Annotated in this window: 13 protein-coding genes; 6 read left to right on the top strand and 7 right to left on the bottom strand. The window is 73.8% G+C overall.

The annotated features are described in order from the left end of the window. Nucleotides 1-214 precede the first annotated feature (214 nt). The 5 genes from ACH01S_RS25775 to ACH01S_RS25755 all read left to right on the top strand — a co-directional run bounded on the left by ACH01S_RS25775 (nt 215) and on the right by ACH01S_RS25755 (nt 9429). A complete protein-coding gene (locus ACH01S_RS25775; RefSeq protein WP_148344374.1) occupies nt 215-1552 on the top strand; it encodes an MFS transporter in 1338 nt (445 codons plus the stop codon). A gap of 112 nt (nt 1553-1664) precedes the next feature. Then, entirely contained in the window at nt 1665-3137 is a 1473-nt protein-coding gene (locus ACH01S_RS46175; protein WP_222869209.1) for a VMAP-C domain-containing protein, read from the top strand. 20 nt (nt 3138-3157) lie between these two features. Next, nucleotides 3158-4183, top strand: a complete 1026-nt coding sequence (locus tag ACH01S_RS25765; protein ID WP_067896616.1) for an AAA family ATPase — start codon at nt 3158-3160, stop codon at nt 4181-4183. Beyond that, entirely contained in the window at nt 4180-8337 is a 4158-nt protein-coding gene (fxsT, locus tag ACH01S_RS25760) for an FxSxx-COOH system tetratricopeptide repeat protein (RefSeq protein ID WP_067896613.1), read from the top strand. Before ACH01S_RS25765 ends, fxsT begins: the two co-directional genes overlap by 4 nt. A 99-nt stretch (nt 8338-8436) precedes the next feature. Next, the gene (locus tag ACH01S_RS25755) at nt 8437-9429 is read left to right on the top strand and encodes an effector-associated domain 2-containing protein (protein WP_067896610.1); all 993 of its coding nucleotides are present in this window, start codon (nt 8437-8439) and stop codon (nt 9427-9429) included. 18 nt (nt 9430-9447) lie between these two features. On the opposite strand, the gene ACH01S_RS25750 is transcribed toward ACH01S_RS25755, so the two are convergent. The 3 genes from ACH01S_RS25750 to ACH01S_RS25740 all read right to left on the bottom strand — a co-directional run bounded on the left by ACH01S_RS25750 (nt 9448) and on the right by ACH01S_RS25740 (nt 11146). Continuing rightward, on the bottom strand, nt 9448-9633 hold the full coding sequence (locus tag ACH01S_RS25750) for a hypothetical protein (RefSeq protein ID WP_067896608.1): 186 nt from the start codon (nt 9631-9633) through the stop codon (nt 9448-9450). A gap of 116 nt (nt 9634-9749) precedes the next feature. Next, entirely contained in the window at nt 9750-10547 is a 798-nt protein-coding gene (locus tag ACH01S_RS25745; protein ID WP_148344372.1) for an acetate uptake transporter family protein, read from the bottom strand. Between the two features lie 188 nt (nt 10548-10735). Beyond that, nucleotides 10736-11146, bottom strand: a complete 411-nt coding sequence (locus ACH01S_RS25740) for an STAS domain-containing protein (protein ID WP_067896605.1) — start codon at nt 11144-11146, stop codon at nt 10736-10738. A 121-nt stretch (nt 11147-11267) separates the two neighbouring features. Here ACH01S_RS25740 and ACH01S_RS25735 point away from each other — a divergent pair, with 121 nt between their 5' ends. Then, on the top strand, nt 11268-11513 hold the full coding sequence (locus ACH01S_RS25735) for a DUF2630 family protein (protein WP_067896603.1): 246 nt from the start codon (nt 11268-11270) through the stop codon (nt 11511-11513). Between the two features lie 13 nt (nt 11514-11526). Here ACH01S_RS25735 and ACH01S_RS25730 read toward each other — a convergent pair whose 3' ends face one another. The 4 genes from ACH01S_RS25730 to ACH01S_RS44605 form a co-directional block, all read right to left on the bottom strand. Further along, nucleotides 11527-13584 carry a xanthine dehydrogenase family protein molybdopterin-binding subunit gene (locus ACH01S_RS25730; protein WP_067896600.1) on the bottom strand — a complete coding sequence of 686 codons (2058 nt, stop codon included), beginning with the start codon at nt 13582-13584 and terminating at the stop codon, nt 11527-11529. Continuing rightward, nucleotides 13581-14558 carry an FAD binding domain-containing protein gene (locus tag ACH01S_RS25725; RefSeq protein WP_067896596.1) on the bottom strand — a complete coding sequence of 326 codons (978 nt, stop codon included), beginning with the start codon at nt 14556-14558 and terminating at the stop codon, nt 13581-13583. The genes ACH01S_RS25730 and ACH01S_RS25725 overlap by 4 nt, the downstream gene beginning before the upstream one ends. Continuing rightward, a complete protein-coding gene (locus ACH01S_RS25720) occupies nt 14555-15100 on the bottom strand; it encodes a (2Fe-2S)-binding protein (protein WP_174564912.1) in 546 nt (181 codons plus the stop codon). Before ACH01S_RS25720 ends, ACH01S_RS25725 begins: the two co-directional genes overlap by 4 nt. 30 nt (nt 15101-15130) lie before the next feature. Continuing rightward, on the bottom strand, nt 15131-15606 hold a 476-nt coding region (locus ACH01S_RS44605), incomplete at its 5' end, for a Cgl0159 family (beta/alpha)8-fold protein (protein WP_441359668.1).

Below are 15606 nucleotides of genomic sequence, written 5' to 3'. Positions count from 1 at the left end.
CTCCGTTAGAGTGCAGCCTGCGGTCCGATCCTGCGGTGCCGCCGTAGGTTCCGCTCTCGAGTCAGCACGCCATCAGCGATTTCCGCACGTTTACCGTCGCAGCCGTCGATGAGTGGGAATCTCTCGGGTTGGCATGTCCTGCCCGGCTCCCGATCGGCGGGCGAGTTTCTCTTGGTGAAACCGGCCACCATGAGCGACAAGGAGGGCACCTCAGGTGGCCGCCCCGGACGACGTGCAGGTCCGCGTGAAATCACGGGCGGCATTGCCGCGCGATTTCGCCTATCTGTGGAACGGATCGGCAGCCTCCCAACTCGGGAGCATGAACGCGGCCATCGCGCTTCCGCTGCTGGCGCTGTCGCTCACCCACTCCCCGGCCTTCGCCGGCTGGGTCGCCGCCGTCGCCAACGGGCCGCGGCTGCTGCTCTACCTGCCCGCCGGGATGGTGGCGGATCGCTTCAACCGCCGCCGGATCATGCTGACCTGCCAGTACACCCGCTTCACGATCTCGGCGATGCTGGCCGTCGGGCTCCTCCTCGACTTCCATCCCGGCCACCTGCTGGTCGCCGCGGCGGCCGCGGAAGGGGCGCTCGCCGCCCTGTACAACCTGACCGAGGTCACCGTCGTCCCCCGCATCGTCCCGGCCGAGGCGCTTCCCGAGGCGATGGCGAGAAACGAGGCGCGCAGCCATATCGCGATGCTTCTCGGGCGGCCGCTCGGCGGTTTCCTGTACGGCGTCAACCGCGCCCTGCCCTTCGTCGCGGACGCCGCCTCATCGCTGTTCTCCGCATTCACCCTGCATTGCATGCAGCACGCGGGGTTCCGGGCGGAGGGGCGCACCGATCGAGAGTTATCCGGCTTCCGGGAGTGCGTCGCACTTCTGGCCAAGCATCCGTTTCTCTGGATGGTGCTCATCATCACCGCGGTGACCAACTTCGCCTTTCAGACCATTTTCCTGATGCTCATCGTCCAGGCCGACCACGAATTCGACTCGACCGCGATGATCGGCGTCCTGTTCGCCGCGTCCGGATTCGGCGGGACGCTCGGCGCCGTCGTCGCGCGGTGGCTCTTCCGGTACTGCAGGCTGGCCGAGAGTGGACGGGAGATGCGCGTCCTGCTCTTCTGCGTCTGGGGCTGGGTCGGCATGACCGCGGTCGTGGCGGCCGGCGACGACCCGCTGACGGGGTTGGCCGCCTGGGCCGGGATCAGCTTCATCGGCGCGCACATGAACGTGGCTCTGACCATCTACCAGGCGACCTGGGTGCCCAACGGGAACCTGGCGCGGGTCACGAGCGTCAACAGCCTCGTGAGCCAGGGGGCGGTGCCGCTCGGCTCGCTGTCCGCCGGATATCTCCTGTCGCTCGTGTCGAACACCAGAATCGTCACCGGCATCGTCATGGCGGTCACCCTGGCCGTCGCCGTGGTCAGCTCATGCGGGCTCCGGATACGGAAACGTCGCGGATCCGACCGCATTAAACATGATTCGTCGCACCATGCCGGGGCGCCGGTACCGCAATCCAGCACGGATCGCGAACGCAATTTAGACCCGGCCTAATAGCGCAGTTCGACTGAACCGGAAACAGTCGTCGCAGACGAACGACCTCCGGCGCGTACGATATGCCCACCTATGGTGAAGCCCCGCCTCGGTTCGGTAGCGAAGTGGGTGAATGTCGAACGTGACCTGGTCGCTGACGTTGGAGGATCAGTCCCGCCTGGTACAGGCCCTGTGGAGAATGGACGCGCTGCGCAAACGCGGTTCCCGTGATCTGTGCCTTCTGCTGCTGGAACGGGAGCTCGGCCACCCGCTCCCCCTGACCCGGGACGACAAGGACATCAACGAGATCTGGCATCTCGTCGACTCCTGCCTCTCCCACACCGGCGCCTTCCACGCGCTGATGACCGTCGTCGAGCACCTCCACGGCGGCAGCACGCCGCTGGAGGAGTTCCGCCGCCTGGTCGACGAGCTGCTGCCCGAGCCGCTGCTGCTGCCCCGGGAACGGCGCGAGCTGGACCTCCTCGTCCGGGCCCTTCGCGACCACGCCGCCGAGGCCGTCGCGCCCGCCACGGTCCGGGCGCTCTACTGGGAGGTCGCCGGCCCGTCCGGTCCCGCGCTGGACGTCGACCCCGGCGATCTGCGCGGCGTCCTCGCCAGGCTGGAGGACCTCACCCTCGGCGGCGACGGCGTCCCGCCGCTGCTGGCCTTCGTCGACGGACTCGCCGCGTACGCGACCGGCCGCCTCGCCGCCGACCTGCGGGGCTGGGCGGACGGCAGGGCGCACCGGCTCGGCGTGCGCCGGAGCATCGCCGCGGCCCCGCCACGCGCCGCCGCGCCACCCAGCTACCTGGTCATCGAGCTGCGCCCGGACGGGCCGGCCGCCGACCGGTACCTCGCCTCCGCGTGGTTCCAGGTCGAGGGCGAGCACGGGCTGATGCTCCACTGCGACGACGGCGACCCCGTCCCGGTCGACGGGCTGCCCGCCCTCGTCAAGGAGCTGCTGAGCGAGAACCCCCAGGTCGTCAACCGGCCCACGCCGGACATGACGCTGGAATTCGTGCTGCCCGGCGACCTGCTCGGGACGCCCTTCGACCAGTTGCGGATCTCGGTCGACGGCCTGGAGCGGCGCCTCGGCATCGAGCACCCGGTGGTCGTCCGCAGCCTCGACCGGATGCGCAGGCGGTCCTCCCACCACCACTGGCTCCGGAAATGGCACTGGCTGCGCGACAACCCGTACAGCGCCAAGGTGTGCTGGGTGACACAGCCCGGCCGGTACGGCGGTGAGAGTCTCTACAGCATGCTTCTCGCGGAGACGCCCTCGGTATGCCTCGCGATGGCGTTCCCGCCGGGTCCGGACGGCGGCGACGCCTCCGCCGAGCTGCGCGCCGCGCTCCAGGCGGGCGTCCCGATCGTGGCCTGGTGCAGGCGCGGACGCGACCCGGAGCGCTTCGCGCACGAGTTCCAGGAGCTGCTGGACACCGGGGCGCTGACACTGCCGGAGAGCGTCCTGTCCCTGCGGCGGGAGGCGCTGCGCGCGCTCGACGGCGCGCCGGACGGGGACCACCTCGGCCTCGACCTGACGCTGCTCTTCGACGACGCCGACCGGCTGCCCGAACCCTACGTCCGGCTGAACGCGCCGGCCTGAGCCGCCCTTTGGAGGTCTCCGTGGCGGACACGGACCCGGTCACCGCCGACCGGTCGAACGCGGAGTGGCTGATCTACCGCGGGGACGGCACCACCCACGACGGCCTCGACCGGCTGCCCGAGCCGCCGCCCTGGCGGCGCTTCGACACCGCGAACGGCGCGCGGCCGCACCGGGACGGCCTGGAGCGGGCGCTGTCGTACCGTCCGGACCCGAACGTCGTGAAGATGGTGAACGTCGCGCTGCACCTGCGGCGTCCGCTGCTCGTCACCGGCAAGCCGGGGACGGGCAAGTCCACGCTCGCCTACAACGTCGCCCACGAGCTCGGGCTCGGGACCGTCCTCGACTGGCCGATCACCAGCCGCGCGACGCTCCAGGACGGCCTGTACCGCTACGACGCGATCGGACGGCTGCACGAGACGAGCCTGCGCCGGGCCGCCGCGCCCGGCGCCGCCACCGAGGCGCCCGACATCGGGCGCTACATCCGGCTCGGCCCGCTCGGCACGGCGCTGCTGCCGGGCCCGCGCCCCCGAGTGCTGCTCATCGACGAGTTGGACAAGAGCGACATCGACCTACCGAACGACCTCCTGAACGTCTTCGAGGAGGGCGGCTACACGATCCCGGAGCTGGAACGCCTCCCGGAGGACCAGCCGGTCGTGCACGTCATGCCCGCCAAGGGCCCCGACCGCGTGCCGGTCGAGCGGGGCCGGGTCCAGTGCGACGCGTTCCCGCTCGTCGTGATCACGAGCAACGGCGAGCGGGAGTTCCCCCCGGCGTTCCTGCGGCGCTGCGTCCGGCTGGTGATCGAGCCGCCGAGCCCGGAGCAGCTCGCCGCCATCGTCGAGGCCCATCTCGGCGAGGCCGCGCGGACCGCGAGCGCGGGCCTCGTCCGGGAGTTCCTGGACCGGCGCGAGCGCGGCGACCTCGCCACCGACCAGCTGCTCAACGCGGTCTACCTGTGCACGACTGGATCCCGGCCGTCCGAGGCGACGCTGCGGGAGCTGGTGGCCGCGATCATGCGCTCGCTGGGCGCGCCCGGACCGGGATGATCGGCCGGCTGATCGAGGCGCTGCGCGCGCTCGATCCGCAGCCCACCGCCGAGGAGATCGCCGACGCGCTCTGGCTCGCGCGGTTCGCGCCCGCGGCGGAGCCCGCCGCCGCGCGGCCGCCCGCGCCGCCCGGCCCCGAACCGGCCCACGACGTGCGGCCGCCCGCGGTCGTCGAGCCGCCGGACGCCGACCTCGCCGCGCCGCGGCGGCGGCCGGGTCCGGTGGCGTCGCCGCAGGCCAGGCTGCACGTCGCGGGGACGGCGCGGGCGCCGGGCGACCCGGTCCGCGCCCCGGCGGCGCCCGCGATCCCGCGCGCGCTGAGCCTCGCCCGGGCGCTGCGCCCGCTGCGCGTCCGGTCCTCGTCCCCGACGGTGCGGCGCCTCGTCGAGGGCGCGACGGCGCAGCGCGTCGCGGAGACGGGCATCTGGGAACCGTTCATGGAGCCCGCGCCGGAGCGGTGGCTCGACCTCGCGCTCGTCGTCGACGGCGGCTCGTCCATGGTCGTCTGGACGCGGCTCGCCGCCGAGCTGCGCACGCTGATGGAGCGGCTCGGCGCGTTCCGCGACGTCCGGGTGTGGCGGCTGGACACCGACGACGAGACGCTCGTGCTGCGCACCGGGGAGGCGTCGTCCGGGCCGGGACGCAGCCCGGACGAGCTGATCGACCCGACCCGCCGCCGCGTCGTCCTCGTCTTCAGCGACTGCATCGGGCGGGCCTGGGGCGACGGGCGCGCCGCCGCCGTCCTCAAGCGGTGGGCGCGGACGGCCCCGGTGGCGATCCTCCAGCCGCTCCCGCAGCGGCTGTGGTGGCGGTGCGCGGCGCCGGCGGAGCCCGTCTGGATCAGCGCCGACCGGCCGGGGCAGCCGAACCGCCGGCTGACCGTCCGGCCGCGCGGCGGGCTCGGCGTCCCGCCCGGCGTCGCGATCCCGGTGATGGAGCTGGAGCCCCGCTGGCTGCGCCCGTGGGCGGAGCTGGTCGGCGCCGGGACGGGCCCGACCGCCGCCGTCGCCGTGTTCACGGACGCGCCGCCGATCCGGGACGTCCACGGCGAGATGGACGAGGACGGCGACCGGCCCGCCGACGAGCGGGTCAAGCGGTTCCGCGCCGCGTCCTCGCCGACGGCGTTCCGGCTCGCGCGCTACCTCGCGGCGGCGCCGCTGCGGCTGGAGGTGATGTCGCTCGTCCAGCAGGCGACGCTGCCGGAGTCGACCTCGGCGCACCTGGCCGAGGTGTTCCTCGGCGGCCTGATGCGCCGCGCCCGCCCGGGGACCGACCCGGACGGCGTCGAGTACGAGTTCCACGACGGGGTGCGCGACGTCCTGCTCAGCGGGCTCGGCAGGGCCGAGGCGCTCGGCGTCCTGCGGAGCGTGTGGGACGTCGTCCGGGGCCGGTGGGGCTCGTCGCAGGACTTCCCCGCGCTGCTGCGGGCCGTCGGGGAGGGCGCCGAGGACCTCCGCCAGGACCCGCCGTTCGCGCAGGTCGCGGCGCGCGTCCTCGCCCGGCTCGGCGGCCGGTACGCGCGGCTCGCCGAGCGGCTGGCCGAGGCGGCGCGGGACCCGGCGCCGCCGGGGCCGCCGCCGTCCGGGAGCGAGGGCGCGACCCGGGACGAGCCGGACGACGAAGACACCCGCGACACCCGCGAGGGCCCCGCCCCGCTGCTCGGCGGCGGCCTGCCGCCGCGCAACCCCCACTTCACCGGCCGCGACACCCTGCTCCGCGACATCGGGACGAAAGTCTCCACCGCCGTGACGTCCCTCCTGCCCGCCGACCCGCGGCGGCTCGGCGGGCAGGGCAAGTCGCAGCTCGCCGTCGAGTACGCGCACCGCCACGCGGCCGACTACGACCTCGTGTGGTGGGTCCCCGCCGAGCAGATCACGCTGGCCAGGTCGTCGCTCGCCGACCTCGCCCGGCGGCTCGGCACGCCGCTCAGCGACGACGTGAACCGCACCGTCGAGCGGCTCCTGGACGCCCTGCGCGCCGGCCGGCGGCACCGCCGCTGGCTGCTCATCTACGACAACGCCGCCGACCCGGACGAGATCGTCCCGCTGATGCCGGTGCGGCGTGACGCGGACGGGCCGCTGACGACGGCCGTCCCCGGCGGGCACGTGCTGGTCACCTCCAGGGACCGCCGGTGGGCCGAGCGCACCGCCGCCGCCGGCGTCGGCGTCTTCGAGCGCGCCGAGAGCGTCGCGCTGCTGCGCCGCCGCGTGCCCGGCCTCGCCCCCGCCGACGCGGACCGGCTCGCCGGGCGGGTCGGCGACCTGCCGCTCGCGGTCGAGCAGGCGGCGGCGTGGCAGGCCGTCACGGGCCGGCCGAGCCGGGAGTACCTGCGGCTCCTGAACCACAGGCTGCGGCAGGCGCCGGGGACGGCCCCGCCGCCCGGCTACCCGGCGGAGCTGGCCGCCACGCTCGGCCTCGCCTTCGAACGCCTCCTGGAGGACTCCCCCGCCGCCGGGCGCCTCCTGGAGCTCTGGGCGTTCTTCGGCCCCGAGCCGGTGGCGCGCGGCCTGCTGTCGGCGGGCGCCGCCGACGGGCTCCCCCGCGGGCTGCGCGCGACGCTCGCCGACACCGGCCGGCTCCGCCGCGCCATGTCCGACATCAACCGCTACGCCCTCGGCCGGTACGACGCGGGGACGTGCAGCCTCCAGGTCCACCGGCTCGTCCGGGCGATGCTGCAGGACAGGCTCACCGAGGACGAGCGCGCCGCCGTCCAGGACCGGGTGCACCGGATCCTCGCCGCCGCCACCCCGCGCACGCCCCCGGACGACGAGACCACCTGGGGGATCCGCGCCGAGATCGCCCCGCACGTGCTGCCCGCCGGGGTGATCGGCGGCGCGTCCGCCGAGGTCCGGAGGGTGGCGCTGGACCAGATGCGCTACCTGTACCTGCGCGGCGACTTCGAGGGCAGCCGCGCGCTCGCCGAGACCGCGCTCGCCCGCTGGCGGCCCGAGCTCGGCCCCTACGGCGAGTCGGTGCTGATCGCGGGCCGCGAGCTCGGCACCGTGCTGCGCGCCCTCGGCGACCTCGCCGCCGCGAACGCGCTGAACGCCGACATCCACCGGCGGACGACCGAGCGGTTCGGCCCCGGCCACTCGGCGACGATGCGCGCCGCCCGCAACGTGGCCGCCGACCGGCGGCTGCGCGGGGCGTTCCGGCAGGCGCTCGACCTCGACCAGGACACGCTGCGCCGGATGGGCCGGCTGTTCGGGACCGGGCACGTCGAGACGCTCCGCGTCGCCAACAACGTCGGCATCGACCTGCGGCTGCTCGGCGAGTTCGAGGAGGCGCGGCGGATCGACGCCGACTCCCTCGGCCAGCTGCGGGCGAGCCTCGGGCCGCGGCACCGCAACACCCTGCTCGCGATGAGCCAGCTGTCGCGCGACCTGCACGGGCTCGGCGACTACGGCGCGGCGGCCGCGCTCCAGCGGGAGGCGCTGACGATCATGCGGGAGACGCTCGCGGCCGACCACGCGTTCGTCCTGCACACCGAGATGAGCCACGCGGTCGCGCTGCGCAAGCTCGGCGCGCACGCGGCGGCGCGGGCCCTCGCGGAGGACACGCTGCGGCTGCACCGGCAGCGCTACGGCGACGACCACCCGGACACGCTCGCCGCGCGGCGGGTGCTCGTCCAGGCCCACCTCGCGACGGGCGACGCGCGCGGCGCCCACCGGCTCGGGAAGACGGCCCTCGCCGGGCACCGCGACGTCCTCGGCATGGACCACCCGTTCACGCACGCCTGCGCGGCGGACCTCGCGACGGCGCTGCGCGAGTCGGGCGACCACGACGCGGCGCGGGTCCTCGACGACACGTCCGCGCACGCGCTGCGCGAGAGCCTCGGCGCCGACCACTACTTCGCGCTGTGCTGCTCGGTCGGCCTGGCCAACGACCTGTTCCGCATGGGGCGGCTGGAGGCGGCCCGCATCCGGTCCAACGAGACGCTGGAGCGGTTCCGGGAGCGGTACGGGCCCGGCCACGTCTACACGCTGGCGTCCGCCCACAACCACCAGGTGATCCGCGCCGCGCTCGGCCTGGACCGCGGCGGCGGGGAGCCGGTCCGCGCGCTGGCGGAGGCCCTCGGCGCGGACCATCCGGACGTGCTGGCCGCCGGGGACGGGCGGCTGCTCGACTGCGACATCGCCCCGACGCCGCTGTGACGCCCCCCACGGGTCGTGCGCGGGGCGCTTGCCGGGACGGCCGGAAGCCAGGAAAGTTGAAGCCGGGGGGCCGGCGACGACGGAGGGACCAGCGGGCCGATGACGCCTGACGAACCGCCGGACGAACCTATCCGCCGCGCGGGGTGGCGCCCCTCGGGGCACTGCGTCATCTTCGCGTGCGACATCGCGGGCTTCGGGGACGCGTCCCGGACCGACGACGTCCGGCGGCACATGCGCGGCGCCCTGTACGCGCGCCTTGAGACGAGCCTCGCGGCCGGGGGGATCTCCTTCGCCGACTCCTACTGGGAGGACCGGGGGGACGGCGTGCTCGTCGCCCTGCCGCCCGACGTCCCCGTCGAACCGCTCCTGGTCGACGTCGCCGACACGCTGCGCGCCGAACTGGCCCGCTACAACAAGGTCGCCGCGGACATCGCCCGGATCAGGCTGCGGGTGTCGGTGCACACCGGCGACGCCGACTTCGACGGGCGGGGGCTGGTGGGCACCGCCGTGAACCACGCCTTCCGGATCCTGGACGCGCCCGCGTTCAAGGAGGCGCTCCGCGAGTCGGGGGCGTGGTTCTCGGTGATCGTGTCCGAGCGGGTCTTCGAGGACGTCGTCCGGCGCGCGGCGGGACGGATCGTCCCGGACGACTACCGGCGCGTGGACGTCTCCGTCAAGGAGACCGCCGCCCCGGCGTGGATCCGCATCCCAGGCGTCCCGGGCGTCCCGGCCCCGCGCCCGGAGGCTCCGCTCGACGTGGCGACGACGGCCGCGCCCCCGCTCCCGCCCCCGCCGCTCGCCGGGGAGGCCGCGCCGGACCGGCCGACGATCCTCACGCTGGTGGACCGGATGCTGGACGTCCCGCTGCTGAGCTCCGTCCAGGGCCGCGAGCGCGTGGTCGGCGCGCTGCGCCGGGACATCGCGGGGGCCGTCTCCCGGCAGGCCGAGGCGCGTCTGGACTGCTTCGCCATCCTCACGACCTGCCTGGACTATCCGGGCGGGCTGAAAGAGCTGCTCGACGTGACCAAGGGGCTCGCCGGGGAGTCGCTGTCCGTCCACCGCCTGGAGCAGGCCATCGCGCAGTTCCTGTGACCGGGGCCCGGGACGGGGTCAGGAGTGCTCGGTGCGGAGGTGGTGGTGGAGGGCCGAGAGTTCGAGATGAGCCTGGTGGCAGCGCACACAGGCCCAGATGCCGCTCGGGATCGTGACGCCGCGCTCCGCCGCGTCGTCACGCGCGCAGAGCAGCGTGTAGCGCTGGACGAGGCGCCGCCACGTCCGCCGGACCGCCGATGACATTCCCGCTCCCCTTCCGAGCCGCTCCGGGGGTGCGGAGGGTCGTCCCCCCGCGAGAGTCGTTCCCCAGGATTGGCCCAGCATAGGGCAACGGGAATGTCAAGGCGAAACGCCGGAGATCACTGGCCGATCCGGACCCCGGGCTCGCCCATGCGGTACTCGAGCGGCCTCGTCCCGCGCCGCCCGGGGACGTTGCCCGCGACGCGCGTCTTGAAGGTCGGCAGGATCGTCCGGCCGAAGGTGTTCTCCATCATCATCGCGGCGGCCACGTACAGGGCCAGGACCGCGCCCGCGACGAACAGCCAGCCGCCGACGTGGACGGCCCAGGTGGACGGGGTCCAGTAGCCGGCCGCGGTGAACCCGGAGCCGACCGCGAGGCACGCCAGCAGCAGCGAGAACATCAGGTTCGCGCCGAGCGCCGCGAGGGCCGCCAGCCCGCTGATCACCGCCAGGGCCACCCACCAGAAGGCGAAGCCCTCACGGAGGGTGCCGATCGTGGGAACCAGCGCGACCGGGACAGCGGCGATGCTGACGAGCATGAAGAAGAAGCCCCAGCCGAGAAAGAACGCCCCCCACATGCCGTGGACCGCGGTGGCCAGGCCGTCCCGCGCCCGGTAGGCCCACATGCCCGCCAGGAACTGGGCGAGGCCGCCGAAGGTCAGCACGAACGGCCACAGGATCAGCGGCGTGGCGGCGTTGCCGTACCAGCCGGCCTGCCAGGCGCCCACCATCATGAACGCCCCCGCGAGCCCGAACAGCCCGAGGATGGACGGCGCCGCGATGGGCGTCAAGGAGATGCGCGTCCTGTCCTCCCACAGGGCGTGCTCGCCGGGCAGGTCGCCCCCGCGATGGCCCGGGGCCACGGTCGTGGCGCCCTCGGCGGGCTCCGCCGCCGCCCCGGCGTGCTCGTGGGACACCGGCCTTTCCGCGCGCTCTCTACGCCTTACCATGAGATCCCCCTCTGGAATCGAGAGCTGTAGACCCCCCCTAACCAGGCTTTAGTGGATCAAACTGCCCCAGACCGGATGTTGAGGGATATATCCGGCAAATGATCCACGCCTTTGCCGAATGGCGAGACGGGGATGGCGAAGCGATGACCCGCGGCTCAGCCGCGGGGACGGCAGTGGATGCGCAGGCCGGGTGTCTCGCTCCAGCCGATCAGCCCGAACAGCTTGTCGAGGTGCGTCGACACCGCGTGCAGGACGAGCATCCGCCCCCGCTCGTGCAGCTCGCCCGCCGCCAGCGTGAAGGCGCGCAGGCCCGCGACGTCCACGAAGTCCACGGCGCCGAGGTCGATGTGGACGTCCCCCGCCCCGCGGGCGCGGGCGCCGCGCACGGCGCGCGTCACGTCCGCCGAGTTCGAGACGTCGATCTCCCCGGCCATCAGCAGCCACGGGGACCCGGTCGCGGCGGCGATGCGCAGCAGCGCCGTGTCGTGCTCGACGATGTCGCACGGCACGCCGCGCTCGCCGGGCTCGGTACCGCCCTCGCCTTCGGTGATCCGCCAGACCGTCATCCGCTCCTCGCCTCGGACCGGGGGCGCCGCTACCGTGTGCGGCTCCGTATATGCAAGGCTCTCATCTGTCGGCCCCTCCTGAGCCCTACCGGGCCGGAAAACCACGATCGGGAGCCATTTCATGGACGAGAAGGCGATCCTGGAACGTATCAACGAGTTCATCGAGGAGGAGCACGCGCTGCGGCAGGCGCACGAGCGCGCCGAGACGAGCAATGCGGACGCGCGGCAGCGGCTCCGCCAGCTCGAAGTGGCGCTCGACCAGTGCTGGGACCTGCTGCGCCAGCGCCGGGCCCGCATCGCGGCGGGCCAGAACCCGGACGACGCGCACGTCCGCCCCGCCGGAGAGGTCGAGGGCTACCGGCAGTAGGGAGCGCGCCCGCTCACAGGTGCGGGAGCAGCCTCGCCGGGGTGATCGGCAGGTCGCGGACGCGCACGCCCGTCGCGTGGTGGACGGCGTTCCCGACGGCCGCCGCCGCGCCCACGATGCCGATCTCGCCGATCCCCTTGGACCCCATCGGGTTCAGGTGCGGGTCGGACTCCTCCACCCAGAACGCGTCGACGTCGCGGACGTCGGCGCAGGACGGCACGTGGTACTGGGCCAGGTCGCGGTTGAGGTAGTCGCCGAACTCGTCGTCCATGACGCTCTCCTCCATCAGCGCCATGCCGATGCCCATCGTCATGCCGCCGATGAACTGGGAGCGGGCGGTGACCGGGTTGAGGATCCGTCCGACCGCGAACACGCCGAGCATGCGGCGGACGCGGATCTCGGCGGTGTCGGCGTCCACCTCCACCTCGGCGAACTGGGCGCCGAACGCGTGCCGGGCGTACTCGTCCCGGTTCTTGACCTCGGCGGAGGTGTCGGCGGACGCCTCCAGCCCCTCGGGCGGCACCTCGCCGTTCAGCCTGCCGCGCAGGGACTCGCAGGCGCGGACGACGGCCGTCCCCCAGCTCGCCGTCCCGGACGAGCCGCCCGCGACCGAGGCCCGCGGGAACGCGCTGTCCCCGATCTCGACCCTGACCTGGCCGAAGTCGGTCTTCAGGGCCTCGGCGGCGATCAGCGCGAGCGCGGTGCGGGCGCCGGTGCCGATGTCGGCGGCGGCGATGCGGACGGTGAACGTCCCGTCCGGCTCGGCGCGGGCGGTCGCCCGGCCGGGCTGCTGGTAGGCCGGATAGGTGGACGCGGCGACGCCCGTCCCGACGAGCTTGCGGCCCTCCCGGCGGAAGCCGGGCGCGGGGTCGCGCCCGGCCCAGCCGAAGCGGTCGGCGCCCTCCTGGAGGCAGGCGACGAGGTTGCGGGAGCTGAACGGCAGGCCGCTCTCCGGCTCCCGGTCGGTGTCGTTGCGGATGCGCAGCTCCACCGGGTCGACGCCGGTGACGACGGCCAGTTCGTCCATCACGGATTCGAGCGCGTACATGCCGGGGGTCTCGCCCGGGGCGCGCATCCACGACGGGGTGGGGACGTCCAGGGCGACGAGCCGGTGGGACGTCCGCCGGTGCGGCGCCTGGTACATCGTCCGGGTCGGCGTCGCCGTCTGCTCGGCGAACTCCCTGACCGTGGACGTCTGCTCGACCACGTCGTGGAGGATCGCGTTGAGGCGTCCGTCCAGGTCGGCGCCCAGCCTGAACCGCTGGACGGTCGGCGTCCGGTAGCCGGTCGTCGCGAACATCTGCTGCCTGGGAACGGCGAACTTGACCGGACGCCCGGTCACCCGCGCCCCCATCGCCGCCAGGACGACGTTGGGCTTGGGCATCCCCTTGGAACCGAACCCACCGCCGACGTGCGGAGAGATGACGCGTACCTGCGTCGGGTCGAGGCCGAACACTTTCGCGATCGTCGCCTGGACGGCCGACGCGCCCTGGGTCGAGTCGTAGAGCAGAAGGGACCCGTCCTTGTCCCAGAGGGCGAGCGTCGTGTGCGGCTCCATCGGATTGTTGTGCTCGGCGGGGGTCGTGTAGGTGACGTCCACGCGCACGGCAGAGTCGGTGAACGCCGCCTCCGGTTCGCCTAGCTCGGTGTCGGTGGGAAAGACGGGATTCACCTTGTCGGGCTTGTAGAGACCGGGATGGTCGGTGCGCAGCCGGACGTCCGGCTCCTCCGCCGCGTACTCGACCCGGACGAGACGCGCCGCCTCCCGCGCGGTTTCGAGCGTCTCGCCTATGACGGCCGCGATGAACTGTCCGCGGTAGGAGACCGTCCGGGACTGGAAAAGCGCCAGTTCTCCGTCTGCCTCGCTCTCCACTCGCGGCGCGTTCTCATAGGACAGGACGGCGAGCACCCCAGGAAGCCTCTGCGCCGCCTCGACGTCGACGGACAGGACCTCGCCCCGTCCGACACTCGCCTGGACGGCCGCCGCGTACGCGACGTTCTCCACGGGGTACTCGAACGCGTAGCGCGCGGCACCCGTGACCTTCTCCCGACTCTCCACCCGTGGAGTCATGTTGCGGCCTCCGCCAGCTCTGTCAGCGTCTGGACGATCAGGTTGCGCGCGAGGGGCACCTTGTAGGCGTTGTCGCGCAGCGGCTCGGCCTCGGCCAGCTCGGCGTCGGCGGCGCGGCGGAACGCGTCGGCCGTCGCGGGCCCGCCGCGCAGCGCGTCCTCGGCGCGGCGGGCCCGCCAGGGCTTGTGGGCGACGCCGCCCAGCGCCAGCCGGACGTCGCGCACCCGGCCGTCGGCCACGTCCAGCGCCGCCGCGATCGAGACCAGCGCGAACGCGAACGACGCGCGCTCCCTGACCTTGCGGTACCGGGACGGCATGCCGAGCGGGGGCACCTCCACCGCCGTGATGAGGTCGCCCGGTTCGAGCACGGTGTCGCGCTCCGGCGCGTCACCGGGGAGCCGGTAGAACCCTTCGATCGGGACGACGCGCGCTCCGGCACGGCGCTTGATGTGGACCAACGCGTCCAGTGCGGCCAGGGCCACGGCCATGTCGGACGGGTGCGTCGCCACGCACGCCTGCGAATGGCCCAGGATCGCCAGATTGTGGTGCTCGCCCTCTATGGCCGGACATCCGGTTCCCGGATCCCGCTTGTTGCACGGCTTGGCGATGTCCTGGAAATAGGAGCAGCGGGTGCGCTGGAGGAGGTTGCCGCCTACCGTCGCCAGGTTGCGTATCTGCCCGGACGCCCCCGCCAGGACGGCCTGCGCCAGCATCGGGTGCCCTTCGCGGACCGTCCGGTCGGCGGCGAGCGCGCTGTTGGTCACGGCCGCGCCGACGAGGACGCCGCCGTCCGGGTTCAACTGGACCTGGTCGTACGGGAGGTGCGCGACGTCCACGACCCTGGCCGGGGTCTCCACGCCGAGGCGCATCAGGTCCACCAGGTTGGTGCCGCCGCCAAGGTAGTAGGCGTCGCCGTTGTGGCGGTTGAGGGCGTCCTCCGCGCTGGTGGCGCGCTCGTAGGTGAACGGCCTCATGCCTCCGCCGCCTCCCTGCTCCGCGCCCCCGCGCGGACGGCCGCGACGATGCCGACGTAGGCGCCGCACCGGCACAGGTTGCCGCTCATCCGTTCACGGATCTCGTCGTCGTCCAGGACGGGGTCGGCGCTGAGGTCGTCTGTCGCGGCGCTGGGCCAGCCTTGGTCGACCTCGTCCAGCATGCCCGTCGCGGAGCAGAGCTGGCCGGGCGTGCAGTACCCGCACTGGAAGGCGTCGTTCTCGATGAACGCCTCCTGGAGGGGACTGAGCCGCTCGCCCTCCGCGAGCCCTTCGACCGTGACGACCTCGGCTCCGTCATGGGCGACGGCCAGGGCGAGGCACGCGTTGGCGCGGCGCCCGTCGAGCAGGACGGTGCACGCGCCGCACTGCCCGTGGTCACAGCCCTTCTTGGAGCCGGTGAGCCCGAGGTCCTCGCGCAGGACGTCCAGCAAGGACGCGCGCGTGTCGACGTTGAGCCGGTGTTCGCGTCCGTTCACGACCAGGGTGAGGTCGGCGTGCACCGGGGTGGCTTCGCTGTCCATTCCCGGCCCCTACCCGGGATCGTCCACCGATCACAGGAGTTCGGCGGCCGCGTCCACGGCGGCGCGGACGTCCCCGTCGCGCGGGTACAGCAGCGACCGTCCGGCGACCAGGCCGCGCACGCCGGGCGTCCGCAGGGCGCGGCGCCAGCCGTCCAGCGCCGGGCCCGGGTCGTCGGACGCGTCGCCGCCGAGCAGCAGGACGGGCAGCGTCGTCGCCGCCGCGACCCGCTCGAACTCCGCCACGACCGGCAGGCCCAGCCACGTGTACGCCGACGTGGCGCCGAGCCCGGACGCGACCGACACCGCCCGGACCATGCTCTCGGGCGCCAGCAGCTTCCGCGCGTGCCCTTCGACGCGGTGCGCCACGTACGGCTCGACCAGGGCCATCAGCCGGTGCGCCGCCAGCGCCGACACCGCGTGCGCGCAGCCCTCCAGCGTCCGGGCGGTGGCCGGGTCGGAGTCGTCGACGCGGAGGAGCATCTTGCCGCCGTCCAGCCGGGACTTCG

It is taken from the genome of Actinomadura chibensis NBRC 106107, from assembly GCF_001552135.1.
Lineage (GTDB): Bacteria > Actinomycetota > Actinomycetes > Streptosporangiales > Streptosporangiaceae > Spirillospora > Spirillospora chibensis.
This window is presented reverse-complemented; position numbering and strand designations above follow the sequence as displayed.

Bases quoted from the DNA above. Each gene is read 5' to 3' on its own strand.
- ACH01S_RS25735 (WP_067896603.1), top strand. From the start codon at position 11,268: ATGGACGAGAAGGCGATCCTGGAACGTATCAACGAGTTCATCGAGGAG.
- ACH01S_RS46175 (WP_222869209.1), top strand. From the start codon at position 1,665: ATGTCGAACGTGACCTGGTCGCTGACGTTGGAGGATCAGTCCCGCCTG.
- ACH01S_RS25725 (WP_067896596.1), bottom strand. From the start codon at position 14,558: ATGAGGCCGTTCACCTACGAGCGCGCCACCAGCGCGGAGGACGCCCTC.
- fxsT (WP_067896613.1), top strand. From the start codon at position 4,180: ATGATCGGCCGGCTGATCGAGGCGCTGCGCGCGCTCGATCCGCAGCCC.
- ACH01S_RS25740 (WP_067896605.1), bottom strand. From the start codon at position 11,146: ATGACGGTCTGGCGGATCACCGAAGGCGAGGGCGGTACCGAGCCCGGC.
- ACH01S_RS25730 (WP_067896600.1), bottom strand. From the start codon at position 13,584: ATGACTCCACGGGTGGAGAGTCGGGAGAAGGTCACGGGTGCCGCGCGC.
- ACH01S_RS25755 (WP_067896610.1), top strand. From the start codon at position 8,437: ATGACGCCTGACGAACCGCCGGACGAACCTATCCGCCGCGCGGGGTGG.
- ACH01S_RS25750 (WP_067896608.1), bottom strand. From the start codon at position 9,633: ATGTCATCGGCGGTCCGGCGGACGTGGCGGCGCCTCGTCCAGCGCTAC.
- ACH01S_RS25720 (WP_174564912.1), bottom strand. From the start codon at position 15,100: ATGGACAGCGAAGCCACCCCGGTGCACGCCGACCTCACCCTGGTCGTG.